The organism is Anaerotruncus colihominis (assembly GCF_010206195.1).
GTDB lineage: Bacteria > Bacillota > Clostridia > Oscillospirales > Ruminococcaceae > Anaerotruncus > Anaerotruncus colihominis_A.
This window is the reverse complement of record NZ_VIQT01000003.1, coordinates 178,303-203,941: the sequence shown is the minus strand read 5'-3', so window position 1 is coordinate 203,941 and position 25,639 is coordinate 178,303. Positions and strand designations below refer to the sequence as shown.

The window sequence follows — 25,639 nt, the reverse complement described above, 5'->3', positions numbered from 1 at the left end:
ATAGCCTCCCTTTTCGACAGAAAATATAGGAATAGTATACAATAAAAGAAATCCGTTTTCCAATGGATTTGGATTCCTTTACAGGTAAAAAGTAGGAGTTGATTGCATGAAAAAAGCTTGGGAATGGGACTATGAGCTGTTTTGCAGCGCAGCGCCGGTCAAAAACCGCACCGATCTGATCGAATGGGACAGCCTTTTGGAGGGGAAATTTCTCGAGGAAGCGCGCCAGATGCTTGAAAACGGTAAGGGTGCCTGGTCAAAGCCGCTTCCTGAATCAAAAGCGCCGTATTCCAAGATGCTCGGCGCGATCAGCAGCATGGCGAATATGGGCTATGACGTGTCAAAGGCGGAAGCCCTGATCCCGCAGGCGTTTGACGCGATTCGGGATGACCGGCTGATCGATTTACAAATCATCAACGCGCGCGTGTTTAAACATCTCGCTGAAGCGCCGAAAATCCCTGGCCATCCATATTGGTCCTATACGATCTACGAGACGTTTGAACAGTATCTTGAAAATGTGCATTTGGAGGAATACCCCGATTACGCGCTGCCGCAGCGTGAGGAACTGTTCGACCGCGTGCACGGCGGCTGGCTCGGGGAGATCATCGGCTCCGCGCTTGGGACGGCGGTTGAAGGCTTTAAGTCGTCGCAGCTCTGGGAGGTGTTCGGCGAAATAGACGGATATGTCAAGCCTCCCGAGACGCTCAACGACGATATCACCTTTGAGCTTGCGCTGCTCGACGCGTTTTTGGAGAAGGGTTTTGCGATTTCGTCGGACGACATCGCGGATAAATGGGTCGGGTTGATCCCATTCGCCTATACGGCCGAGGAGGTTGCGCTGCGCCATATGCGCTCCGGCATCTATCCGCCGCAGAGCGGTTATCTTGTCAATCCATACCGCGAGATGATCGGCGCGGCGATGCGCGCCGCCGTCTGCGGCGCGCTCGCGCCTGGCAGGCCGCGCCTGGCGGCCGGGCTTGCATGGAAGGACGGGCGTGTTTCGCACCACAATAACGGTATCCTGGCGGAGGTGTTCAATGCGGTGCTCGTTTCGATGGCGTATGTTGAAACGGACATGCAGACCGTTTTGCAGAAGGCCATGCGGGCTGTCCCGCAGGACAGCGAGCTGTACACGGTGCTTGAATTTGCGTTTGACGCGTGTGAAAAGTCGCCTGATTACCGCGCCGCCTGGGAGCTGTGCGAGGAGCATTACAAGCGTTACAACTGGGTGCATACATATCCCAATCTCGCCTCCGAGGTTGTGGCGATCTACTTCGCCGGCAACGACTACAACAAGGCGATGAGCATTCTGATGATGTCCGGCCAGGACAATGACTGCACCGGCGGGCCGGTCGGCCATGCATACGGCGCGATGCTTGGCGCGAAGCGGCTTGATAAAAAGTTCACCGAGCCGCTTGAGGACCGTTTAGATACATATGTGCGCACGATGGAGACACAGAGCATCACTTCCCTGTCAGAAAAGACGATCGGCGCAATTTGCCGCCACTGGATATGACTGTTTTTTAAGGGGCGTACCCCTGGGATATGAATAAGCAAGAATGAAAGGATGTTGGAAATGAAAAGGACCATCGCAATGCTTTTAAGCCTGATGATGTGCGTAAGCCTGTTGGCGGGCTGCGGCGTCGCTCCGGCCCCGTCGAACGCGCCGGCTTCCGCCGCGGCTTCTGCGGCGCAGCCGGCCCCGGAACCGGCGGAGCAGGCCGCTCCAGCCGCTCCAGCCGCGTCAGCAGCGGACGCCGTGCCGACGGGCGACAAGCCGATCGCCCTGCTGATCCCGTCGCCGGTCGGCGACCCATTCATCGCGCTGTGTGTCAAGGGCCTGGAGAAGCTCTCCGCGGAGACGGGCGCGGAATTAAAGATCATCGAGACGCTTGACAAGGCGGAATATGAGGATCAGGTCCGCGCGATGGCGGAGCTTGGCGCGAACCCGGTCTACTGCATGTGGGGCGATTTGTCCGAGCTAGCCGTCAAGGTCGCTCCGGAATATCCCAATACAAAATTCATCCTGGCTGACGTCTATATGAAGACGAACCAGCCGAACGTCAGCTCCATTTCGGTCGACCCGTACGCGTCGTCGTTTATCACAGGGTATATCGCGGCGAACAACACACAGGTTAAGAAGGTTGGCTTCATCGCACACGCCGACCGCCCGGTCAGCCGCCGGTACCGCGACGGCTTCATCGCCGGCGTGCATTATGTCGACGAGAGCATCCCGGTCGAGGTCGCGTATGTCGGCAATGATCAGGACCCGGTCAAGGGCCAGGAGGTCGCCAAGCTGATGATCCAAAATAACGGCGTTGATCTGATCTTCCAGTCGGCGTCCCGCAGCGGGCTCGGCGTCATCGCGGGCTGCGCGGATCAGGGCATCAAGTGCATCGGCAGCGACGATTGGCAGGGCGATGTCGATCCGTGCGTATTCTGGTCGGCGCTCAAGCCGTTTGACGAGGCGCTTTATGTCGAAGGCAAGAGCGTGTTTGACGGCACATATGAAAGCGGCGACAAGGCGTATGGTCTTGAGCAGGGACTGCCCATGTATGATCAGCGCGATTTCGACAAGCTCCCCGAGGAGCTTCAGCAGGGTGTGCTGAAGGTCGTGGAAGGTATCAAGAGCGGCGAAATCCAGATTACGGAGGACGAAAACGTCGTCCAGTGAAAACCGCGGGCGGCGCGTGGCATCGCGCCGCCCGCTTGAAACCGACCGGGCTTTTCCCGAGGGAGGCAGGCAGTTTATGGAAGATGTGATTTTGGAGGTCCGGGGGATCTGCAAATATTTCGGCCAGCTTGTGGCCAATGAGGATATCAACATGAGCGTGCGGCGCGCGTCGGTGCATTCGATCATCGGGGAAAACGGCGCGGGCAAATCGACGCTGATGAATATGATCGCGGGCATCTATAAGCCGAGCCGCGGCGAAGTGTTCGTCAACGGCGAAAAGGTCGTGTTCCGCAGCCCGAACGACGCCGCCAAATGCGGCATCGGCATGGTGCATCAGGAGTTCATGCTCTATCAGGACCTGACGGTGCTTGAAAATCTGATGCTCGGCTTTGAGAGCACGCATATGGGCGTGTTTCTTGACAAGAAGAAGGCAAAGGCGGATATCGAGGCGATCTGCGAGCGGTACCATTTTTCCATCCCGCTGGGCGACCTGGCCCGCGACCTACCCGTATCGCTGCTCCAGCAGGTGGAGATTGTCAAGGTGCTCTATAAGGGGGCGGACATTATCATCCTCGACGAACCGACGGCGGTGCTGACGCCGCAGGGCATCGAGGGCCTGTTCGACGCGATCCGCTATCTGACCGCGCATGGCAAGACGGTGATTCTGATTACCCACAAGCTTGGCGAAGTCATGGAGATTTCTGATTATATCACTGTGCTTAAAAACGGACGCGTCACCGGAAATCTGACGCCTGCCGAAGCGAACGAACAGCTTCTTGCAAGCCTGATGGTGGGACGCGACGTCCTGTTTAACACAACCAAGCATGAAAAGAAGATCGGTGAAGATCTGCTGTCCGTCCGGGGTTTGAACGTCAAGAGCGACGACGGCGTTGAAAAGGTCCGCAATGTGAGCTTTTCCGTCAAAAAGGGTGAGATTGTCGGAATCGCGGGCGTGGCCGGTTCCGGCCAGGGCGAGCTGATTGAGAGCATTTTCGGCCTGCGCCGGCCGGAGTCGGGTACGATCACCTACGAGGGCGAGGATATCACGCGCCTGTCGCCGCGCGGGCACCGCGTCCGCCGCATCGGCTATGTTCCGCAGGACCGCCTGGGAACGGGATGCAGCCGGGAATCGAGTATTTTGGAAAACTGCATCATGGGGTACCATGTCGCGCACAAATTTAAAAACCCCCTGCTTGTCAACAAAAAGGAGGCCGAAAGCTTTGCCGGCCATGTGGTCCGTGATTTTTCGGTCAAAACGCCGGACGTTTATACACCAATCGGTTCGCTGTCAGGCGGCAATATCCAGAAGGTGGTGGTCGGGCGCGAATTTTTACAGGAAAACGACCTGCTGGTGATCGAGGACCCCACGCGCGGCATTGACGTGGGCGCAATCGAATTTATCTGGCAGAAGATTATACAGATCGCCGAGGCGGGCGTGTCCGTGCTGCTTGTAAGCCATGAGCTTGGCGAGATCATGGAATTAAGCGACCGCATCCTTGTGATGTATAACGGCGAAATCACAGGCGATCTGCCGAACACGGCCAAGCTTGACGAGCAGACGGTCGGTATGTATATGCTGGGAGGAAAGAAGGATGAAGCTTAAAGCAAAAATGCACGCCGGGTGGAGGCTCGAGCTGCTCAAGTACGCCGTCGCCGCATTGCTGGTTGTGCTGATCGGCTCCGTTATCATCCTCTCCCAGGGCAACAGCCCGGCCGAAGCATTTTCCGCCCTGCTTGTCGGCGCGTTTGGCAGCACCAGCGCCGTTGGAACCACCATCCGGTGGGCCACGCCGAGCATCATCACCGGCATTTCGGCGGTAATCGCCTTTAAATCCGGCATCTGGAATGTCGGTATCGAAGGGCAGATGTATTTCGGCGCGTTTGTGTCGGCCGTAATCGGCTATCAGCTTTTGATGCCACGCGGCGTACATATTGTGGTGTGTTTGCTTGTAGCGGGCCTGAGCGGTATGCTGTTTTCGTTCGTCCCTGCAATCCTCAAGCTGCTGCTCGACGTCAACGAGCTGATCAGCACGCTGATGCTCAACTATGCCGCGCTGCTGTTCACGGAATATCTGACGTTTAAGTACATGGGGTTCGACGCCTCGGAGCTTGCCGATGCGATCGCCACGCCAGATATGCAGCCGACCGCGCGCCTGTCCGTGCTGCTGCCGCGCACAAGCGCGTCTACCGCCATCTTCATCGCAATCGGTCTGGCAATCCTGGTGCACCTGCTCTATAAGTACACCGTCAAGGGATATGAGCTGAAGATGGTCGGCGAAAACTTAAAGTTTTCAAAGTTCGGCGGCGTCAATTATAAAAGCACCTTCTTAATGATTTTCCTCTTAAGCGGCTTTATAGCGGGCGTCTGCGGCGGGACGGAAATGATGGGCGCCTTTGGCAAATTCCGCCCGGGATTTGCGACGAACCTCGGCTGGGACGGCGTTATGATTGCCTCTATCGCCCGAAACAATCCCATTGCCGTCATCTTTATTTCGTTTATCTGGGGCGCGCTCAAGAGCGGGTCGTTCCACATGGAGCGCGTTACTTCAACGAACCGGCTTGTGATCTCGGTTTTGCAGGCTTTGTTCGTGCTGCTGGTTGCAATCGATTACGAGGCGCTCGGCAAGTGGTTTGGCGAGCAGCGCCAGCTAAGGATGCTCCGCCGCCAGGAAAAGGAGGTGCAGTAAGATGCTCGGAATGATTCTCAGCACGTCGACGCTTGCTGCGACCATTCGGCTGTCCGCGCCGCTGGCGCTGGCCACCATGGGAAGCGTATTCGGCCACAAGGCGAAAATCTTTAACATCGGCCTTGAAAGCTATGTGCTCACAAGCGCGTTTTTCGCCACATGGGGCAGCTATCTGTTTGAAAACGCGTTTATGGGATTATTGTTCGGCATTGTCAGCGGGATTGCCATGTCCGCAATTTTCGGCGTCTTTGTCCTGCACTTCAAGGCGGATCCAATCGTCGTCGGCATCGCGATGAATCTAAGCGCATGGGGTCTGACTTCGCTTTTGCTGTATAATATTTTCCATATCCGCGGCTCTATCATGGATCCGCGCATCAAGAGCTTTGGCTCGATTGATATTCCGATGCTCGGAAACATCCCGATCATCGGAGAGATGTTTAATAATCACAATATCCTTGTGTATGTGGCGCTTGTTGTGGTAATTCTTTCACAAATTTCGATGTATAAAACGCCGTTTGGCCTGCGTTTGCGCGGTGTTGGACTCAACGAAAAGGCCATCCAGAGCGCCGGCGTCTCTGTGCTCAAATATAAGTGGGCGTCGCTGCTGATCACCGGAATTCTGGCCGGCGCGGCCGGCGCGTGCCTGCCGCTCAGCGGCATCTCGATGTTTACGGAGAACATGTCGGCCGGCAAGGGGTTTCTGGCGGTATCGGCTGCGCGGATCGGCAAAGGCGACCCGCTCAAGGCGTTTTTCGCATGCCTGATCTTCGCCTTTGCGGACGCGGTTTCGGTCGGCCTGCAAAGCTTCAATATCCCATCGCAGCTCGTGCTGATGACGCCGTATATTGCGACAGTCGCCGTCATGTGCCTGACAAATCTGGATCAGCTCAAGAAAAACGCTGTCTGAACGCGGCGTGCGGAAAGGTTGGATTTTGTGCAGCTCAAGGCTGTCCCAATCAGGGACTTTGATTTTACCCCCTATGGAACGTATTACAGGATGCTGGACGCGCGCGAGGGCGTGTCGCATACGCTCGCTGCGGCCTATGAGGATCACATGACACGGTCGCCGCTGATCGATACGCCCGCCCATCTGGGGCTGACCTTCGGCGCGGCGGCGCCGTGCGCAGTCACATCGATGGAAAAGCACAGCCACACGCAGGAAGCGATTCTCTGCATGGCGGAACCGGTGATCCTGTGCGTGGCCGCCTGCGACGGCGACGCGCCGCCGCAGGCGTGCGATCTGCGCGCGGTGATCCTGAATCCCGGCGACGTCCTCGTCATGGACCGCAATGTCTGGCACGACGCCTGCCGCGGGCTTGGCCGGCGGACCGGGTATTATTACCTGGCCACAGCCGGAAAACAGCCGGCCGTATGGGTGGACGTGCAGGGTGGGCCAGTCACACTGTCATATTGAGCGCGCGTCTAAAAAGGGAATGTGCAATTGCCGCCTGGCAATTGCACATTCCCTTTTTTAGTTTCAGGCGGCATGAAAATGATTTGGCAAAAACGATATGCTATTTTTGCGCTGCCAAACGTTTGCTTTCAAACAGAACCCTGGCAAAAGCGCGCAGTGCTGCCGCGCACCTTCAGAATGGGGATTGAGCTTGGCGGTATCGGTCCTGTTTTGAGGGCCCTGCAACAGGTGAAGCATTCCATTCACAGCGCGGGCGGCGATTTCCGAAACCGGCTGCGCCACGGTTGTGAGGGGTGGATAGATGATATCGGACAGAAAAATATCGTCCACGCCGATGACGGACAGATCTCCAGGAATCAACAGGTTGTAGTTGCGGCATTCTTTATAGATGCCGTATGCGATCATATCGTTGAAGGCGAAAAGGGCGGACACAGTCAGCCCCAGCAGGCAGGGCAGGGCTTTCTGTCCGCATGCGATGGACAGGGAATCGCAAAAAAGCAGGTCGGGGTTGACTGTCAGGCCGTATTCCTCAAGGGCCATGCGGTACCCCAGGTACCGGCAGGCGTTGACGTTCAGCCGGATGGAGCCGGAGGCGCAGCCGATCTGCCTGTGTCCAAGCTCCAGCAGGTGCCGCGTGGCGGCGGCAAATCCGCATACGGTTGTCGTGCTCAACAACGGCGACGCGGCAGAAATGCCCTGGCGGGATCAGGTGACGGCCATTCTGGAGATGTGGTTCTCCGGCCAGGAGGGTACGCGCGCTGCGCTCGCCGTTTTGGAGGGTGCGGTCAATCCCGTGGGGCGTCTGCCGGTCACATTCCCAAAAAAGCTGGAGGATCTGGCGGCGCGCGATCCAGAGCATCCGGAGCGGTACGCTCCCTGCGGGCGCATCAGCGAAAAGGACGCGAAGCATCCCAATACCGCCCATTTTACAGAGAGGCTGCTCAACGGCTACCGCTGGTTTGACGCGATGGACAAAGAGCCGCTCTATCCCTTCGGATACGGGTTGAGCTACACCACCTTTGCCTATGGCGCGCTGGAGACGGCATGGAAAGATGGGACGCTTACGGTGCGCTGTGAAAATACTTGACAATTCAACTGTTGCTGATACAATAATGGCGTACACAATGATTGATTCGGCAACGATCTGCGGGGGCTGCCAGGAGGGAGGCGTTTTTATGATCCGCCGGATTTTATCCTATATGGGGCCGTATAAAAAGTATGCGTTCGGCGCGATCCTCTGCGTTGTGACGGAGGCGATGTTCGAGCTGGTCATTCCGCTGATTATGGCGGATATTGTGGATGTCGGCGTTGCGATGGGCGATCGGGCGTATATCTTCCGGCGCGGCGCGCTGATGACCGTCTGCGCCGGAGCGGCACTCATTTTGGGCGTCGGAAGCGCGCGCTTTTCGGCGCTGTGCGGCCAGGGGCTTGGCGCCGAGCTGCGCAAGGCTGAATACCGGCGTATGCAGGGGTTTTCATTCGGGAACATCGACCGGTTCAGTACGCCGTCGCTTGTGACGCGCCTGACCAGCGATGTGACGACGATACAGAATTCCGTCTCAAACGGGATACGGCCGGCGTTTCGCGCGCCTACCATGATGTTGACGGCGACGATCGTATCCTTTTCAATCAATGCCAGACTGGCGCTTGTGTTCCTGGTGGCCATGCCGCTGCTCGGCGTGCTGCTGTTTGAAATCATCCGGCGCGTGCGCCCGCTTTATACGTTGATGCAGTCGTCGATCGACCAGGTCAACTGCATCATCCAGGAAAACCTGACGGCGATCCGCGTTGTCAAGGCGTATGTGCGCGGCGATTATGAGATCGAAAAATTCAGCGCCGGCAACCGTGTGCTGCAAACGGCTTCGGAAAAGGCGTTCGGACTGTCTGCGCTCAATATGCCGGCCATGCAGCTTGTGATCTACGCCACCATCCTCGCCATCCTCTGGTTCGGCGGCGGCATGGTGCGCGTCGGCGGTATGCAGGTCGGCGAGCTGACAGGCTTTTTAAGCTACGTGCTCCAGGTGCTTAATTCCCTGATGATGATATCAAACGTATTTATGATGCTGACGCGCTCGCTCGCGTCGGGCCGGCGCATTCTGGAAATCATCGACGAGACGCCTGAAATCACCGACCGCAGCGCCTCGCCGGACTGCACGGTTTCGCGCGGCGAAATAGCATTCGACCATGTCTGGTTCAAGTACAGGCAGCAGGCGGCTGAATTTGTCCTGTCGGATATTTCTTTTACCGTTGGGGCGGGCCAGACAGTGGGCATCATCGGCCGGACCGGCTCTGCAAAGACAACGCTTGTCCAGTTGATCCCGCGGCTTTACGACGCTTCACAGGGCGAGGTGCGCATCGACGGCCGCCCTGTCAAAAGCTACCCGCTGCGCCACCTGCGCGACGCGGTCGCCGTCGTGCTCCAGAAAAACACGCTGTTCAGCGGCACGGTGCGCGACAATCTGCGGTGGGGCAGGCAGGACGCCGCGGATGAGGAGATCGCCGAGGCGTGCCGCATCGCCTGCGCGGACGAATTCATCGAGCGGCTTGCGAACGGCTACGATACCGAGCTTGGACAGGGGGGCGTCAATGTCTCGGGCGGGCAGAAACAGCGGCTGTGCATCGCACGCGCGATCCTCAAGCGGCCAAAGGTGCTGATTCTCGACGACTCGACAAGCGCGGTCGATACGGGGACGGAAGCGCGCATCCGTCAGCGTCTGGCTGAAAGCCTGCCGGGGATGACAAAGATCATCATCGCGCAGCGCGTTTCGTCGGTCGTACACGCTGACAAAATTATTATCATGGAGGACGGCCGCATCCTGGCCGAGGGAACGCACGCGTCACTTTTGGCGGATAATGCAGTTTATCAGGAGATTTATCAGTCGCAGCAGGAAGGGGCGGGTCTTTGATGGCGGCTGTCAACGGGTCCAAGCGGCCGAAAAATACGCGTCAAGCGGTCAAACGCCTGCTGCACTACATGGGCTACCATAAATTTTTGCTGGCGGTGGTGGCCGTGCTGGTTTGTGTCAGCAGCGGAGCGAATATCCTGGGGACATACCTGCTCAGCCCGGTGATCGACGGCTATATCCTGCCGGGCGACATACCAGGGCTGGTACGGATGATCGGGCTGATGGCGCTGATGTATCTGACCGGCGTGCTGGCGACCTGGGGTTATAATCAACTGATGGTGCGCGTCTCGCAGAAAGTGGTCGGCCGAATCCGCGGCGATCTGTTTTGCCATGTGCAGACGCTCCCGCTGCGTTATTTTGACGCGCATACGCACGGCGAGCTGATGAGCCGCTTTACAAACGATGTCGACACATTGACCGAGGCGCTCAACAACAGCTTCGCACTGCTGATTCAGAGCGCGATCGTTGTGACCGGGACAGTGGCGATGCTGCTGGCGCTCAACGTGCGGCTTTCGCTCATCGTTATCGCCTTTTTGGCGGTCATGTTTTTGTTCATCAAGCGCGATGGAAAGCACAGCAAACGGTATTATGCCGAGCAGCAGGCGTGTCTTGGCAGTATCAACGGCTTTGTGGAGGAGATGGTTTCCGGCCAGAAGGTCGAACAGGTCTTTAACCATGAGGACGCGGATTTTGAGGAGTTCTGCCGCCGCAACGAGGCGCTGCGCCTGGCCTCTACAAAGGCGCTCACCTTCTCCGGGCGCATGGTGCCGACGATCGTCGCGCTGTCCTATTTTAATTACGCCGTTTCGGCGTGCCTGGGCGGGCTGTTTGCGCTGACGGGCGGCATGACGCTCGGCGCGCTGGCCGCTTATCTTGTCTATGTGCGCCAGAGCGCCATGCCGCTCAATCAGTTTACGCAGCAGATCAATTTTATCCTGGCGGCGCTGTCCGGCGCGGAGCGTATTTTTGACCTGATGGATGAAAAGCCCGAGGAGGACGGCGGTACAGTGACGCTGTGCAACGCCACGCAGGGTGCGGACGGCGCGTTGACTGAATGCGGCGAATATACCGGCATGTTTGCATGGAAGCGCCCGGCTGCGGACGGCATGTATGAGCTTGTGCCGCTGCGCGGGGATGTTCGCTTTCACGGCGTGCGCTTTGGATACGCGCCCCAAAAGCCGGTGCTCGACGGGATCAGCCTGTACGCCAAGCCGGGGCAGAAGCTGGCGTTTGTCGGCTCGACCGGCGCGGGCAAGACGACAGTCATCAATTTGATCACGCGCTATTATGAGATCGACGCCGGCTCGATCACCTATGACGGCATCGACGTGCGCGATATCCGCAAGGACGACCTGCGCCGTTCAATCTCGATGGTCATCCAGGATACGCATCTGTTTACAGGTACGATCGCGGACAATATCCGCTATGGCCGCCTGGATGCAGGCGACGGCGATGTGCGTGCGGCCGCCAGGCTGGCCAACGCGGATTCCTTTATCCGCCGCCTGCCCGACGGCTATGATACGATGCTTGAAAGCGATGGCGCGAACCTGTCACAGGGGCAGAGGCAGCTCATCGCCATCGCGCGCGCGGCCATCGCGCGGCCGCCGGTGCTTATCCTCGACGAAGCGACCAGCTCGGTCGATACGCGCACGGAACGTTTGATTGAGCGCGGCATGGACGCGCTGATGGAGGGGCGCACGGTGCTCGTCATCGCGCACCGCCTGTCGACTGTACGCAACGCGCAGGCAATTTTTGTTTTGGAAAAAGGCGTGATCGTTGAGCGCGGAGACCATGACGGCCTGCTGGCGCAAAAGGGCCGTTATTATAAATTGTATACCGGCCAATACACATTGGAATAAGGAGGGAGCCGCAATGCATCAGGACTGTGATGTCTGGGAGGCTTTGCGCACGCTTGATTTTGTACGGCGCAGGGCGCTCAAGCCGCGTTTGCTTGCGCTGGGGCTGACGCTCGGCGAGGGACAGCCGCGCATTCTCAACAGTTTGCTCAGCCGCAGCGCGCCCATGACGCAGCGCGAGCTGGCGGACGCCTGCTGGCTTGATACGGCGACGCTTTCCCGCACGCTCGACCGTATGCAGGCGGCGGGGCTTCTGCGGCGTATGCCGGATGAGGAGAGCCGGCGCTCATACAGGATTGTTTTGACAGAAGCCGGCCGTGAAAAAGCCGCGCAGGTGCGCGCCGCCTTTGAGGAGGCCGACGCGCGGATGCTGCACGGCTTTACCGCCGCCGAGTCCGCCGCGCTCGCGGACAGCCTGCGCCGCGCCGCCGAAAATCTCGCGGGCGGCCCGTTATAAAAGCGGGGCGCTGTTCAGACTGCCAAAAAGGTTCGGCAGGCGCAGCGATACGCTAAAAGCAGGGGTGCTTCGCGCCCCCCGCTTTTACGTCGCTTATTGCGAAAACCTGCCCGGCTCTTTTTTTGTGACAGCCTCCCAAAGCTGCCGGGTGACGTCCTCTGTTATAAAGGACATATCCGGGCTGTACAGGGGCATATAGCCGAACGCCTCCAAAAACGCCTGTTCGGCGGCCTGGAGGGCGAGCTGTTCCGGCGATTTTGGATGCTCGCTGTACAATTCCTGCAAAAGATCCGTCATAATCAGTGGCTCCTTTTCACGTATTTTCTGTTATAAGCCACCCCAAGCTCCCCGAGAGCCGCCTTGTGGATGGTCCTCTGATAAGCCTGCATGGCGTTTGGCATGAATTCCTCAAAATAGAGCTGCTTTTCCATGTCGTCGTCCATGAAAGCCTCAGACATGTTGGCCATCATCTCGTGCAGTGTGCTGTGATTACCTTTGCGGGCGTCGCGATGCACGCCTAAGGTTTGGTCAGGCGTCTTCGTATTATAGTCGTAGTCGTGCCCCCAGGGAAGGCTTTTACTGAGATCTTCATTGAGTGCTTTCCGTTGCTTTTCCGCTGGGCTTGTGCCGGTGCTGTCGCGCATCTCCCGGTGAGCAAAGCCTCGGAAAGCGTCCTGCACGCCGGCTGACAGATTTGTTTTGCCGTTGCTGAATTTCCCCCGGCCAAGCGGGTTGGAATCAATCAGAAATTGGCGCTGCTCCTTGAGCGAAAGCGATTTGAGCTGTTCAAGCTTCATCCCAGCGATCTGCTGGGCTGCCTCCACGCTTCCTCCATATCTTTCCAGATCGCCGCCCCGGTCGGCCGTCGCCTGGGCGCGGCGAACGATATCGAAATACAGGCGCTTTTTGATCGCTTCCTCTACGGCGGCGCGGTCCGCTTCGCTTTTCCCTTTTCCGTGGGCGGCCTTGAAGAAGTTGTCGCGATAATTTTCAAAGTCCCTGTAGGCGCCTTCATACCATCCCGCGCTTTCCTCGCTATAGGTGCTGATGTGGCTGCTTGAATCTTGCTCCCACACCCCGCCCGGCTGGAACCCTTTTCGTTTTTTGTCCAGCTCCACTTCAAGCTGACTCAGCATTGCGCTATTCGAACCCATCTGCCTTGAAAGATTCAGTATTTTCTCACTCTCCGCAACGTCCGCCGGGAGAATGGCGTCGGCGCCGGCTTGGTTGTCCACAAAATGGTTGGCCTCGTGGAACAGCACGCTGTAGGCGCCGCGCTGATCCTGGGCGTCCTTTTCCGGTTCGATCGCAATTTTGTGCGTTCCGGGCTGGTAATAGGCGCCTCCGGGTTCTTTGGGCGCTTGAAATCCCCGGAAAGCGCCGCTTGTAAAGGCCCGGGAGAAAAGCGCTTGGTTGGCAAGCGGGCTGGCGTCGAACCTCCGCTGGATGCCAGCGCGGTCGCGAGCCAGATCGTACCCGCCCGCGCCGAACAGTCCCGGCAATTTGGAAACATCTCTTTCAAGTCCGATTTCCCCGCGGTCGATACGATCCTGAAGCTCCACCTGATAGGGCCGCAGCTCCCGCTGATTGCCGGCCAGTTTCTGCATATGCGCTTGGTGCATCGCGTCGAAAGCGGCGCCCTTGCTGGGCGTGGCGCTTTGAGCCGCCTGGATGTCGGCTGCCCGTGCCTGCTGGAGCTCCCGCAATTTCTGCGCCTTTTGCGCCGCCCGCGCTTCCTGTGCTTCCCGCGCCTTGCGCTCCGGCTTGCTTTCCTCAGGCTTGGCCTGGATGGGCGCGCTGTTCAACGCGTGGACAGGCCCGGGCGGCTCGCCGGCAATTTCGACCTGCGGCAGGGCGACCACTGCGGGCGCGACGGTCCGCCGTATCAGCGGAGCAGGCGTCCCGCTCCGTCCCGTCTGCGCAGCCAGGGCGGAGCGGCGGCCTCCGGCCCGGCGCTGCTTTGCCATAAACATGCATATTCCTCCCGCTGCATAGTTGCGTTTTTTATATACGATCAACACGCGAAAATCTTTCATGCAAAATAAAATTTTTCTCCAACCGGCGCACGGCCCTAAAGACGGCAAAAAAACGGGACGACCGGCCCATTTGGCCAGTCGTCCCGTTTTCGTTTGCCAATCAGGCCTTGAGATAGCGGCCGTTGATCTCCCCATAGGTCTTGCAAAAGTTGTTGTACTCCCCAAGCCCCTGCCGCGCATAGCTTTGATCGAGCTGGGGGTCAAAGGCGTAGGCGGTGCCGTCGATGGTGATTTCCGCCCATTTGTGGTATGCATAACCGCCGCCGGCGCTGCGCGTCTGGCCGGTGACAAGGTCTGCGTCAAGTCCGATGGCGCGCACCAACAGGATAAAACCGGCTGCGTATCCGTTGCAAAGCCCGTAATTTGAGGTGAGCGCGACCGCTCCAAAACCGTCGACCTCACCGTATGTATAAAAAATATTGGCGCATGTCGTGTCGCCCAACGGCACATTGAGATGATACATCGACGAGCCGTAACGCATATTGTCGGTCAGGTAGTCGTAGCAGGCGACGACTTTTTCATACGTCGTCATGTCCTCGCTGGTAATTTCGGCGAGCGTCTCGGCCACGAGCGCGTCAAGCGCGTCTATTCCGGTGACGGCCGGTTCAAGTTCCGCTGCGTTCAGAATAGACGCAGGCCCTGCGGCTGTTTGATTCTGTTCGTCAGCATCCGTTTGCGCCTGCGCTTCGTCCGGGCCGGCTGCCGCTGTATCCACGGAAAGAATCTTTTGAGCGCCGTCCATATCCTGCGCGGCCGCGCCGCACGGCAACACAGCCGCCAGAGTCACCGCCAGCAGGAGGCAAACAATGGGACGCATGTAAGCCGGTTTGGTATTTTTCATTCTGTTCCCGCCCATCTTCAATAAAGCTCTGCTCCATTCCGCCACCCCACAAAACGGCAAAATGGTCTGTTGGAAAGCGGCGGCCGCAAATGCGGCGTGCCGTCGTATCTCCTCCAACGTCATGACTAGGGGCTGTTTGAAAAATCAAAATACCCGTCTTTTTCTGCAAACAGGGGCGGATACCGCGTTAAAAAGCCTCGGAATCCGAAAGGATTCCTGCGTTTTTTGCCTTGCATTCTCCTGCTGCCTGCGAAGAATCCAGCAATTCCTCCTTTTTCAGACAAGCCCTAAGCTCTGGCTATTATATCAAAACATGCAGCGTTTTGTCAAATTCAGGGGGATCGAGCTGCTTGCTCCGGAAAGGCTTGCACCGGCTGCGTGGATGTAGTAAACTAAGACCAGAATATGGGGGATGGGCACATGGGCGGCGAGCAGCCTTTGGCGGGTGCAAAGCGTATGTTTAGGGTCCCCAACTGAAAAAGGAGGAATCATATGGTTACGATTCAGATGGAAAACGGTAAGGAAATAAAAATTGAGCTTTATCCTCAGATCGCGCCGATCACGGTGGAAAACTTTATCGGTCTTGTGAAGGACGGCTTTTATGACGGCCTGACCTTTCACCGCGTGATTCCAGGCTTCATGCTCCAGGGCGGCTGCCCCGACGGCACCGGCATGGGCGGACCAGGGCACACCATCAAAGGCGAGTTTTCATCCAACGGCGTCAAGAACACCCTAAAGCACACACGCGGCGTTTTGTCGATGGCGCGTGCGAATAACCCGGATTCGGCCGGGTCACAGTTTTTTATTATGCACGCGGACGCGCCGCATCTTGATGGTCAATACGCGGCCTTCGGCAAGGTGATAGAGGGTATGGAGGCCGTCGACGAAATCGCTTCGGTGCCAACCGATTATTCCGACCGTCCGCGCGTGGTGCAGCGCATGGCGAAGGTTACATATACGGAAGAATGAACGAGTGGGAGGTACAGGACGCCGCGCGCCGCGTTTACCGTTGGACCGGCCTTTCGCTGCTCCTGACGTTCTCGCTTCAGCTGCTGTTCGGCCTTCTGGTCGGGATGCTGTCCATCTGGATGCCGGAGAGCCTGGTCTATCCGACGGCGCTCTGCCTGAACACCGTCGCGTCGGCTGCCGGCGCGCTTTTGCTGGCGCATATGACCGGGTATTCCTTCAGGCCGAAGCCGCATAGCCTGCAGGCGCTGGAAACCTGGGGCTGGACGGCGGCTGTTGTCCTGATTGGGGTTGGGCTTGCGGGCAGCTTTTTGATGGCGCAGCTCGACAGCGCGCTGCGGGGAGCGGGGCTTGTGCTTTCACAGCCAGATTTTTCCCTGCCTGAGGAGTCGTTTTTTGGCAGTGTAATCATGACGCTTTCGCTGTGTGTGATCGGTCCGCTGTTTGAGGAGCTTTTGTTCCGCGGCGCCCTGCTGCATGCGCTCGCGCCCTATGGCGGACGGTTTGCCGCGCTGGTCAGCGCGCTTTTGTTTGCGATGATGCACGGCAATTTTATGCAGGGTGTTCCCACATTTGTGATCGGCCTTTATCTGGCGTGGATCACGTTGCGCGCCGGGTGTATCCTGCCGGCGATCCTGGCGCACATGATCTATAACACGTATGCGACGCTGCTGTCGGAGATCATGCTGTCGGACAGTATGGGCCTGCTTGCGCTTGCGGCGCTGATTCATCTGCCGGTCATGGCGGGTGGGTTTGTGTTCGCGGCGGTGCAGACGGTCCGCGGGAAATTCATGCTGCCGCGCGACAGCGAGGAAACCCGCCCGCTACGGTGGAGCTGGATGCTACGTTCCGTCCCAATGTGGCTGGCATTTCTGACATTGGCGTCTCTGTTTGTGCTTGGAGCGATCCAAAGAATTTGAACAAATCCGAAGGAATAAAAAATAGTTGCTTTGCAACTATTTTTTTGCGCATCTGCCTGCTCTGCGGGCAGGCGCATTTTAATCAAACGGCCCCGCGCCGGGGACGGCGCGGATGGCCAATTATTTATAGATTGCGTTCCGCAATCTATAAATAATGTCCGCCGCCTTATGCTCGCATAAGGCGGCGGACGTTTTTGCTGTGGGAAATGGTTCACGAGGTCAGCGTGCCATCCGGCGTTTCAATCAGTATCAGGATTTGCTCTTCCGCACCGTTGACCGCGTTGATATAGACGAGCAGGCGGCGCGGCTGCTCGTCGTCGTTGTCAGTCGTCTGCGCCTGGAATTCCCAGGTGAGCACTTCGTTTTGACCGCTTGTTGGAATCAGCGCCAAACGGCTTGACAGGATGCGCAGCGACTGGTTGACGGATTGCTGCGCCTGCTCGGCGGTCAATTCCGGCGCAGGCAGCGCACGCGCGTGGTGATTACTGATATAGCCGCGCGCGTCGTAAAATACGATGCCGCCGTCGTCAAGCGCGACGCCGACCTTGATCAGATCGGTATAGAGAATAACATCGTCCTGCACAGCCGCGTAGTTGATAGTGCAGATGCCGTCGGCCGTTTCAAAATAGGTTGCGCGCATATTTTCAAAGCCAAGGCTTTTTAAATATGTTTCGGCAAAACGGAAAACAGCTTGGTTGCTCATACGCTGCGCGCCGATGGACCGCGCGTTGATCAGATATGCCGGGACGCCGCCCGCCTTTGTGACACCGACGCTGATGTCGCCGGCGCGGAACATATAAAGCGGCATATTTGAGTTTTCATCGTCGCCACGCGTCAGAGCGGACGGTTCCACGCGCGCCGCAAGCGCGGCTTTTTCAAGCGCCTGGTCGGGTGTCACCGCATCAAGCGCGGCTGTCATGCGTGGTCTTTGGTTGAGCAGATGGTCGGAAAACGGCCCGTCATAGATCAGTGTCGGATAGCCGGTCATCGTCTGCTCGACATCTTCAAATCCGCCCGCCAGACCGTGCGCGGCGCGCGTGCCTTTGGTGTCGCCGCCGCCCGACGGCAGAGCGTCCACAGTGATGCGTCCCTCGCGAATGTCGCGCTGCATATCGTCTACATAGTCGCGCAGCTTGAAGGCGTAATTACGCAGGGCCTCGGCGTTTTCCGCTTCTTCGGCGCTCGGCTCGCCGCCGGCCGCAGCCTTTTTGGAAAGAGCCATCGCATAATCGCCGACCTGTGAAAGAAATTTATAGGTGTTGTCCATGTGCAGGTCGCTGACCGGTAAGGTGGAAAGCGCCGATTTGGCGCCACCGCTTTCACGCCAGATGCGCGCGGCCATCAGCGCGAACTGCTCGCTTGTACCGACATAGCGGCCCTTTTCCAGATCGTTTGAGATGTTGACAAGATAGCTCGACAGGTCGCCGAGCGCGCGCGTATACGTATTTTCAAGTTGGCTGCGATAGTCGCGCGCCACCGCGTGCTGCTGGATGGCGATGCCGGCGGTCACGCCGAACGCCGCCGTAAGATAGCTGATCGCGCGCACAATCGTGCGCCGGGACAATGTAATTTTCATAACAGGGACCTCCGGTTCGGATGGATTGCTGGATAGGCACCATTATTTTGTGAACAGGAATTGAAATTATTTATAGATTGCAACGCAATCTATAAATAATCGGCCATCCGCGCCGTCCCCGGCGCGGGGCCATTTGATTAAAAATGCGCCTGCCCGCAGAGCGGGCAGATGCGCAAAAAATAGTTGCTTCGCAACTATTTTTATAGATTGCAACGCAATCTATAAATAATCGGCCATCCGCGCCGTCCCCGGCGCGGGGCCATTTGATTAAAAATGCGCCTGCCCGCAGAGCGGGCAGATGCGCAAAAAANATCGGCCATCCGCGCCGTCCCCGGCGCGGGGCCATTTGATTAAAAATGCGCCTGCCCGCAGAGCGGGCAGATGCGCAAAAAATAGTTGCTTCGCAACTATTTTTATAGATTGCAACGCAATCTATAAATAATCGGCCATCCGCGCCGTCCCCGGCGCGGGGCCATTTGATTAAAAATGCGCCTGCCCGCAGAGCGGGCAGATGCGCAAAAAATAGTTGCTTCGCAACTATTTTTTGTAGCTGTGATGGATATCCGTTGAAAAGAGTGTCATTTTGTTGTATAATGAGTCGGATAATAGGTTTGTATACCCAAAAACAGAAGCGCAGCTGCCGCCCCGATTTTGAAAGGGTAGGCGTTCAGGTCTTGCGCAGCGGGAGGAGGGTTTTTGTGCTGGAGACGGCGGCATATCTTGACAACGCGGCGACGACGCGCGTCTGCGACAGCGCGCTGGAGGCGGCGGTCGCGATGATGCGCGACTGCTACGGGAACCCTTCGTCTTTGCATGCGCTGGGCGCGGACTCCGCCAGGCGGATGGCCCAGGCGCGCGAGTCCGTTGCATCGCTGCTTGGCTGCCAGCCGGAATGCGTGTATTTCACCTCAGGCGGAAGCGAGGCGAACAATCTGGCCGTATTCGGAGCCGCCGGCGCGCGTGCGCGGCTGGGAAAAAGGATTGTCACGACAGCCGCCGAGCATTCGTCGGTTTCTGGCGCGGTGGGGCGCCTGGAGGGCGAGGGCTGGGACGTTGTACGCGTCCGCCCGGATGCGCATGGGCAGATCGACGCACGCGCGGTCGCGGATGCGGTGGATGGACAGACGGCGCTTGTCAGTATGATGTATGTCAACAATGAAACGGGTGCGGTTTTTCCGGTGGAACGGGCTGCGCGCCTGGTGCGGGCAAAAAATCCCAGGACGCTGATCCACTGCGACGGCGTGCAGGCATTCGGTAAACTGCCAGTTCATGTCGGGCGCACGGAGATCGATTTGATGAGCGTGAGCGGCCATAAGATCTGCGCGCCGAAAGGCTCCGGCGCGCTCTATATCCGGCGCGGCGTGCGCGTGCCGCCGCTGATTTTCGGCGGCGGGCAGGAGCGCGGGATGCGCGCCGGTACGGAAAACCTGCCGGCTATCGCGGCGCTGGGCGCGGCGTGCGCCGCGCTGGACGGCCGTGTGAAGGAGCATTTTGAACGCGCTGGCGCGCTGCGCGCCCATCTGCTTGATCTGCTCGCGCCGGTTGAGGGCGTACGCGTGCTTTCTCCGCCGGACGGCTCGCCATATATCACATGCATATCCGTACCAGGTTATCGGTCCGAGACAATGCTGCATTTTCTCGAAAGCCGGGATGTTTTTGTCTCAAGCGGGTCGGCCTGCTCAAAGGGGGCGTCCAGCCCGGTGCTGGCCGCAATGGGGTTGCCCCCGCCCGTGATCGACGGCGCGCTGCGCGTCAGCCTGATTTACACTTCACGGGAGGAAGAACTCAAACAGCTTGCGGACGCGCTGGCGGAAGGGATCCGCACAGTTGCGCACCGATAGATAAAATGATCAAAAGGATAGGCTGGTTGACTGATGAAAGAACTGATTTTATTAAAATGCGGGGAGCTTGCGCTCAAGGGGCTGAACCGCCATACCTTTGAGGATGTGCTTGTCAAAAACTGCCGCAGGCGCATCGAATCGCTCGGTACGTTTGAATTTTATAAGGCGCAGTCGACCATTTACATCGAGCCGCGCGGTGCGGACGCCGACCTCGACGGGGCCGTCGAGCGGCTGACGCGCGTATTCGGCGTCGCGGCGCTGACGCGTTCGGCTGTCGTGGAAAAGAATTTTGACGCGATCCGCGCGCAGGCGCCGGGTTATCTGGCCGGTGCGCTTGAGACGGCCAATACATTTAAAGTTGAGGCCAAGCGGTCCGATAAGAGCTTTCCAATGAAATCGCCGGAGCTTTGCACGGAGCTTGGGGCCGTGCTGCTGGAGGCGTTCCCGCATCTGACGGTCGACGTTCATCAGCCGGATATAACGGTCTATGTGGAGATCCGCGAACGCGGGGCCTACCTGCACACAGATCAGATCCGGGGCGCCGGCGGGCTGCCGGTGGGCACAAGCGGCCGCGCGATGCTGCTCATTTCGGGCGGCATTGACAGCCCGGTCGCCGGCTATATGATGGGAAAGCGCGGGCTGGAGATCGCGGCGGTTCATTTTGTCAGCCCACCATATACAAGCGCGCATGCGCTGGAAAAGGTGCGCACGCTCTGCAAAAAAATGGCGGCATGGTGCGGACGCGTGCGTCTGTTTGTTGTGCCGTTTACCGAAACGCAGCTTGCTATTCGGGACCGCTGTCCGGAGGATGTGTTCACGATTATTATGCGCCGCTGCATGATGAAAATTGCGGAGCGTCTTGCGCGCGAAAACGGGTGCGGCGCGTTGATCACCGGCGAAAGCGTCGCGCAGGTGGCCAGCCAGACGCTTGACGCGATCGCCTGTACCGACGCGGCCTGCACAATGCCTGTGCTGCGCCCGGTCATCGGAATGGATAAGGATGAGATTGTAAAGACCGCTTATAAAATCGACACCTTTGAAACGTCTATCCTGCCATATGAGGATTGCTGCACGGTATTCACGCCGAAGCATCCAAAGACAAAACCGCGTCTTGACTATGTGCTCGAGGCGGAGGAGAAGCTTGACGGCGGCGCACTTTTGGAGAGCGCCTTTGAAGGGACGACATCCGAATGGATCGAATAGAAGGCGCGGCGGCTGCCGCGCGCGGCCGGGCGGCTGCTCCCACGGCAGGGAGCGCCGGACGGCGCGCAGAAACGATCCGCCCGCTGGGCGGATGCAGGAGGGATTTTGCGTGATCGCTGAAATCATAGGCGTGGGGACGGCCCCTGAAAGCGAGGAAACCCTTTCGTCAAACGCCGCGCTGATCGTGCGCGAGCTTGAAGCCTGCGGGATTTCAGCCGGCCCGTGCACCTGGGCCGGCGGGGCGCAGCAGCTTCGCGGCGCGATTGCCAAGGCGCTTGGACGCGGCGACATTGTGATCATTATAGGAGGGCTTGGTCCAGGACCGGACGGGATCGCAAAACAGGTGGTCTGCGACGGACTGGGGCGCAAGCTTGTCATGCACGACGCGAGTCTGCGCCGTATCCGCGCGGCATATGAGCGCGCGGGGCGGCAGATGCCGCAGCAGGTGTCGCGGCTGGCTATGATGCCGGAGCAGTCGGTTGTCTTTCCGGGGGTGCGCGGCGTTACGCCGGGCTGCGCGCTGTCAGCGGGCAATCAGTTTATCATCCTGATGCCGGACGAACCGCGTGAATTTGTGCCGATGCTTCAGCACAGCGTGATGCCGTATCTGGCCAAGTTTTCCGAGGCGGCGGTCGTGACGCGCACCGTCAATGCGTTCGGACCTGACGAAGCGCAAATGCGCGAGCTGCTCGGCTCTATTTTAAGCTCGCAGAATCCAACGGTGGCCGTTTATCCGAAGCGAGGCGAATATCAGGTGCGTGTGACGGCGCGCGCCAAGGACAAAGGCGCGGCAGCCGCATTGTGCGAGCCGGTCATCCGTGAGATCACACGGCGGCTTGGGGAGGCGGCCTACGGCGTCGACGCCCAAAGCCTGGCGGCGCAGGCCGCCGGTGAGCTGCGCGGCGCGGGACTTGCCGTTTCGATCGCCGAATCCGGCACAGGCAGCCTGCTTGGCGAAATGCTTAAAGCGGCCCCGGAGGTGTTGGCCTACTGTGTGTCGGCCGGTTCGGACCGTATCAAGATCGAGACGCTCGGCGTTTCCGACAAGCTGCTTAAAAAATATGGATCGGCCAGCGCCCAGGCTGCCGCCGCGATGGCGGCGGGCGCGCTAAAGCAGGGCCGCTCGGCGATCGGCGTGGCTGTCGCGGTGGGCGCGCCGGATCAGAAAAAACAGCGCGACGCATTTGCCGCCTTGACGGATGGACAGCATGTCTGGATACGCCGTGTGCCAGCGCGGGACAATGAATCCGCAGACGCGGCGCGCCTGCGCGCCTGCCTTTCAGCGCTCGACCTGGTGCGGCTGTACATAACCGCTTTGCCGCAGCAGTATCGCGGCGCAAACCCGCTGCAGGCTGCGTTGTCTGGGAAGGCCCTCGAGCTGCTCGGAACAGAGGCGGGGCAATCCGCCTCCGCGGAAGGGGAGGCCGCCATGGCAAAGAAGAAAAAGGGAATTCTCGCGCGAATTTTTCCGTGCAAAGGAGACAGCACCGCCGATGTCGTGCGCAAGATGATTTTGATCGTTGCCGTCTGTGTGTTCGTCGCATCGGCCGGTTATCTGCTCCTGTTTTACGGCGAATCGGCGCGCAACCGAAAGGAAGCTGCCGGATGGGCCGACGCGTACAATACGGCGCTGGGTCTGGACGATACGGATGTTGAAGTACCCGACGGCTATCCGCAGGGGTATCAGCTCAAGTTTGCGAACCTGTATAAAATCAATGAGGATATAGCAGGCTGGCTGTTGATCGCTGATACGCAGGTCAATTATCCGGTGGTCCACTATCAGGACAACGAATACTATCTGCGGCGCGACTTCAACGGCAACGACAGCAAATATGGCACGCCGTGGCTTGAGGCGAACGATTCGCTTGATCCGCAGAGCGACAATTATATCATCTATGCGCACAATATGACCGATGGGCAGATGTTCGGCGAGCTGATGCAGTACAAGGGCGCGACCGGAACAAAGGACTTTGCAAATCCCGACGCCGGCATTGCGTACCTGCGCGAGCATCCGATCATCTCGTTCGATGATGTTTACCGCGACAACGATTATAAAATCGTTTCGGTGTTTATCACCAATGCCAAGGAAGCGTATGGCCCGATGTTCTATTATAACGATTATCTCGATCTGTCGGACCCTGAACGCTTTAACGCTTTTGTAGATGAGATCACAGCGCGTTCTTATTATAATTCCAACGTTGATATCAGGCAGGGCGATCAGTTCTTGATGCTCTCCACATGTTCCTATGAATATGGTCCTGTTTCTGATGACGCGCATGTACGCACCGTCGTTGTCGGCCGCCGCGTGCGAGACGGCGAAAAAAATGACGGCTCCGATATCGAGTACACCGTCAATCCGTCTCCGCGTATGCCCCAGGGCTTTGCTGGTGGAAAGCCGCCGGCCGATGTGGTCGCGCAGGCCAACGCGGAGCAGGGGACAGGCCTTGTTCCTGGCCCGACGACGCCGGCCGGCGGCGCTCCGGCAGCCCCGGCCGCTTCTGCGGCCGCGGGGACCTCGTCGGTTTCGGCTTCCCAGCCGCAGGCATCCTCCGCATCGTCCGTGTCCTCGGCGCCGGATGCGGAGCTGAACGATTACGAATATGAGGCCCGTCAGCTCGCGGCGGACGCACAGGCTGCCGAGCAGCGTGCGCGTGACGCACGGGATACAGCCAGGCAGTCCGCGCGCGAGGCTGAGCGCAACAGCACCTCCGCTTCACAAGCGCGCAGAGAGGCAGGCCGTGCGGAGGAAGCGGCCTCCAGCGCGGCGCGGTACTGGGAAACGGCGGACGACACGGCCTATGAGGCCGAGCGGATTTATAACGAATATGAATCGGCTGTGACGCGCGAAGCTTACGAAACAGCCGTCGCGGCCGCGAAGTCGGCGCGCAATTACCGCGATGAGGCGGAGGAATATGCGGCTGACGCGCGTTATGCGGCCGATAAAAAGGCGCCGGAATCCAGTTCGCAGCCAACCTCCTCGAGCCAGGCGCCATCCTCAAGCGAGCCGAAGCCATCCTCAAGCGAGCCGAAGCCATCCTCAAGCGAGCCGAAGCCGTCCTCAAGTGAGCCGAGGCCGTCCTCGAGTGAGCCGAAACCATCCTCAAGTGAGCCCAAGCCGTCCTCGAGTGAGGAGGAGGATCTGCTCGAACCGTCGAGTACCGCGCCGGAAAACAACAATAATGCGGCGGATGATACGGACAAATCTGAGGATGAATCCACAACCGGCGGGACGGACGTGCTTCCGGCATATTCCTCCAAGGAGAAGCTGACGGTTGTCTCGGGCGGCAAAAAGACGACTGGCAAGGCGCGCGATATTGTAGCGCAGGTCGTTATGACTGAAATGGGGGCAAGCTTCAACGAGGAGGCGCTCAAGGCGCAGGCCGTCGCCGCCTATACATATATCAAACAGCAGAATGCGAGCGGCGCCACGCCGTATCTTGGATTGCGCAGCCCTTCCTCCAATGTGGAGGAGGCGGTTGACAAGGTGATTGGCGAGGCGGTCTATTATAAAGGCAGCATTGCGTTTACACCGTTTTATGCGACAAGCGCGGGCGTTACCGCAGCCTCGGCCGATGTTTGGGGCGGCAGCTATCCATACCTTGTTTCAGTCGACAGTGAGATCGACGAACAGGCGCGTAATTATGAGGTCGCCACCACGATGAGCGCCAGCAAGGTCGCAGACCGCATTGGCAGCGTGTTTGGTGTGGACCTGTATGATTACAGCGACGATCCGAACAATTGGTTCGATATCCGAAGCTATACGGAGGGCGACCGCTACATAGACGTTATATATGTCGGTAATAAAAAGACGACCGGCCGCGCTGTACGCGAGCAGGCGCTTGGATTGCGTTCAGCTGCGTTTGACATCGATTACGACGCCGGCAGCGATGAATTCACCTTTACCACCTACGGCTACGGCCATGGTGTTGGCATGAGTCAGACTGGGGCGAACCTTTATGCAAATGAGGAAGGGTGGGATTATATCGAAATCCTCGAGCATTATTATCCCGGATGCCGCGTGCGCTGATTTTGTCATATGGCGGAATTCGACAGGGAATAATAAAAATTTTCCCGAAATTTCTATTTAATTTCCTCTCCACAATTTTGTGAGGTTATGGTATAATAACCACAAAGCGGTTATTATACCGGGTTATGCCCAACGGCTCGCCGCTTACGCGGCAACCGCCTTTTGATGGGCAATTATACCATGCCGCTTCGCGGACATGGTATAATAACCACAAAGCGGTTATTATACCGGGTTA

21 protein-coding genes are annotated in these 25,639 nt (G+C 58.4%); 16 read left to right on the top strand and 5 right to left on the bottom strand.

What is annotated here, in order from left to right:
- Nucleotides 1-106: 106 nt before the first annotated feature.
- From FMM72_RS01970 to FMM72_RS01945, 6 genes are all read left to right on the top strand, one after another.
- On the top strand, nucleotides 107-1,516 hold the full coding sequence (locus FMM72_RS01970) for an ADP-ribosylglycohydrolase family protein (RefSeq protein WP_160209546.1): 1,410 nt from the start codon (nucleotides 107-109) through the stop codon (nucleotides 1,514-1,516).
- A 60-nt stretch (nucleotides 1,517-1,576) separates the two neighbouring features.
- Nucleotides 1,577-2,674 (top strand): BMP family ABC transporter substrate-binding protein, encoded by a 1,098-nt coding sequence (locus FMM72_RS01965; protein WP_162220420.1) that lies wholly within the window; start codon nucleotides 1,577-1,579, stop codon nucleotides 2,672-2,674.
- 76 nt (nucleotides 2,675-2,750) lie between these two features.
- Complete coding sequence (locus FMM72_RS01960; RefSeq protein ID WP_162220419.1) at nucleotides 2,751-4,277, top strand: ABC transporter ATP-binding protein; 1,527 nt, start codon at nucleotides 2,751-2,753, stop codon at nucleotides 4,275-4,277.
- Entirely contained in the window at nucleotides 4,267-5,361 is a 1,095-nt protein-coding gene (locus tag FMM72_RS01955; protein WP_243157691.1) for an ABC transporter permease, read from the top strand. The genes FMM72_RS01960 and FMM72_RS01955 overlap by 11 nt, the downstream gene beginning before the upstream one ends.
- A 1-nt stretch (nucleotide 5,362) precedes the next feature.
- Entirely contained in the window at nucleotides 5,363-6,268 is a 906-nt protein-coding gene (locus FMM72_RS01950) for an ABC transporter permease (RefSeq protein WP_162220418.1), read from the top strand.
- 27 nt (nucleotides 6,269-6,295) lie between these two features.
- Nucleotides 6,296-6,775, top strand: coding sequence for an ureidoglycolate lyase (locus tag FMM72_RS01945; protein ID WP_257431622.1), 480 nt, complete (start codon nucleotides 6,296-6,298; stop codon nucleotides 6,773-6,775).
- Between the two features lie 63 nt (nucleotides 6,776-6,838).
- Here the strand turns inward: FMM72_RS01945 and FMM72_RS01940 are convergent, their stop codons facing one another.
- Entirely contained in the window at nucleotides 6,839-7,447 is a 609-nt protein-coding gene (locus FMM72_RS01940; RefSeq protein WP_162220416.1) for a substrate-binding domain-containing protein, read from the bottom strand.
- On the opposite strand from FMM72_RS01940, the gene FMM72_RS01935 reads away from it, so the two are divergent.
- The 4 genes from FMM72_RS01935 (at nucleotide 7,410) to FMM72_RS01920 (ending at nucleotide 11,994) form a co-directional block, all read left to right on the top strand.
- Nucleotides 7,410-7,862, top strand: coding sequence for a glycoside hydrolase family 3 C-terminal domain-containing protein (locus FMM72_RS01935; protein ID WP_162220415.1), 453 nt, complete (start codon nucleotides 7,410-7,412; stop codon nucleotides 7,860-7,862). The two genes, FMM72_RS01940 and FMM72_RS01935, sit on opposite strands and share 38 nt — an antisense overlap.
- A gap of 88 nt (nucleotides 7,863-7,950) precedes the next feature.
- On the top strand, nucleotides 7,951-9,681 hold the full coding sequence (locus FMM72_RS01930; RefSeq protein WP_207710294.1) for an ABC transporter ATP-binding protein: 1,731 nt from the start codon (nucleotides 7,951-7,953) through the stop codon (nucleotides 9,679-9,681).
- The gene (locus FMM72_RS01925; RefSeq protein ID WP_162220414.1) at nucleotides 9,681-11,540 is read left to right on the top strand and encodes an ABC transporter ATP-binding protein; all 1,860 of its coding nucleotides are present in this window, start codon (nucleotides 9,681-9,683) and stop codon (nucleotides 11,538-11,540) included. The genes FMM72_RS01930 and FMM72_RS01925 overlap by 1 nt, the downstream gene beginning before the upstream one ends.
- 13 nt (nucleotides 11,541-11,553) lie before the next feature.
- A complete protein-coding gene (locus FMM72_RS01920) occupies nucleotides 11,554-11,994 on the top strand; it encodes a MarR family winged helix-turn-helix transcriptional regulator (protein WP_162220413.1) in 441 nt (146 codons plus the stop codon).
- A 93-nt stretch (nucleotides 11,995-12,087) separates the two neighbouring features.
- On the opposite strand, the gene FMM72_RS01915 is transcribed toward FMM72_RS01920, so the two are convergent.
- From FMM72_RS01915 to FMM72_RS01905, 3 genes are all read right to left on the bottom strand, one after another.
- On the bottom strand, nucleotides 12,088-12,291 hold the full coding sequence (locus FMM72_RS01915) for a hypothetical protein (protein WP_162220412.1): 204 nt from the start codon (nucleotides 12,289-12,291) through the stop codon (nucleotides 12,088-12,090).
- Nucleotides 12,292-12,293: 2 nt separating this feature from the next.
- The gene (locus FMM72_RS01910; RefSeq protein ID WP_162220411.1) at nucleotides 12,294-13,967 is read right to left on the bottom strand and encodes a hypothetical protein; all 1,674 of its coding nucleotides are present in this window, start codon (nucleotides 13,965-13,967) and stop codon (nucleotides 12,294-12,296) included.
- Between the two features lie 163 nt (nucleotides 13,968-14,130).
- On the bottom strand, nucleotides 14,131-14,871 hold the full coding sequence (locus FMM72_RS01905) for a transglutaminase-like domain-containing protein (protein ID WP_160209535.1): 741 nt from the start codon (nucleotides 14,869-14,871) through the stop codon (nucleotides 14,131-14,133).
- A gap of 492 nt (nucleotides 14,872-15,363) precedes the next feature.
- Between FMM72_RS01905 and FMM72_RS01900 the strand changes: the two genes are divergently transcribed.
- Both FMM72_RS01900 and FMM72_RS01895 read left to right on the top strand, forming a co-directional pair.
- Complete coding sequence (locus FMM72_RS01900) at nucleotides 15,364-15,840, top strand: peptidylprolyl isomerase (RefSeq protein WP_160209534.1); 477 nt, start codon at nucleotides 15,364-15,366, stop codon at nucleotides 15,838-15,840.
- Complete coding sequence (locus tag FMM72_RS01895; protein WP_162220410.1) at nucleotides 15,837-16,757, top strand: CPBP family intramembrane glutamic endopeptidase; 921 nt, start codon at nucleotides 15,837-15,839, stop codon at nucleotides 16,755-16,757. Before FMM72_RS01900 ends, FMM72_RS01895 begins: the two co-directional genes overlap by 4 nt.
- Before the next feature lie 211 nt (nucleotides 16,758-16,968).
- Here FMM72_RS01895 and ypeB read toward each other — a convergent pair whose 3' ends face one another.
- The gene (gene ypeB, locus FMM72_RS01890) at nucleotides 16,969-18,333 is read right to left on the bottom strand and encodes a germination protein YpeB (RefSeq protein WP_162220409.1); all 1,365 of its coding nucleotides are present in this window, start codon (nucleotides 18,331-18,333) and stop codon (nucleotides 16,969-16,971) included.
- 698 nt (nucleotides 18,334-19,031) lie between these two features.
- Here ypeB and FMM72_RS01885 point away from each other — a divergent pair.
- Genes FMM72_RS01885 through FMM72_RS01875 form a run of 4 tightly spaced genes read left to right on the top strand, consistent with a single transcriptional unit; the run spans nucleotide 19,032 to nucleotide 25,404 of the window.
- A complete protein-coding gene (locus tag FMM72_RS01885) occupies nucleotides 19,032-20,174 on the top strand; it encodes a cysteine desulfurase family protein (protein ID WP_257432231.1) in 1,143 nt (380 codons plus the stop codon).
- Between the two features lie 33 nt (nucleotides 20,175-20,207).
- On the top strand, nucleotides 20,208-21,377 hold the full coding sequence (thiI, locus tag FMM72_RS01880) for a tRNA uracil 4-sulfurtransferase ThiI (RefSeq protein WP_162220408.1): 1,170 nt from the start codon (nucleotides 20,208-20,210) through the stop codon (nucleotides 21,375-21,377).
- Nucleotides 21,365-21,490 (top strand): hypothetical protein, encoded by a 126-nt coding sequence (locus FMM72_RS17315; protein WP_257432233.1) that lies wholly within the window; start codon nucleotides 21,365-21,367, stop codon nucleotides 21,488-21,490. Before thiI ends, FMM72_RS17315 begins: the two co-directional genes overlap by 13 nt.
- Nucleotides 21,487-25,404, top strand: coding sequence for a SpoIID/LytB domain-containing protein (locus FMM72_RS01875; RefSeq protein WP_162220407.1), 3,918 nt, complete (start codon nucleotides 21,487-21,489; stop codon nucleotides 25,402-25,404). The genes FMM72_RS17315 and FMM72_RS01875 overlap by 4 nt, the downstream gene beginning before the upstream one ends.
- Nucleotides 25,405-25,639 lie beyond the last annotated feature (235 nt).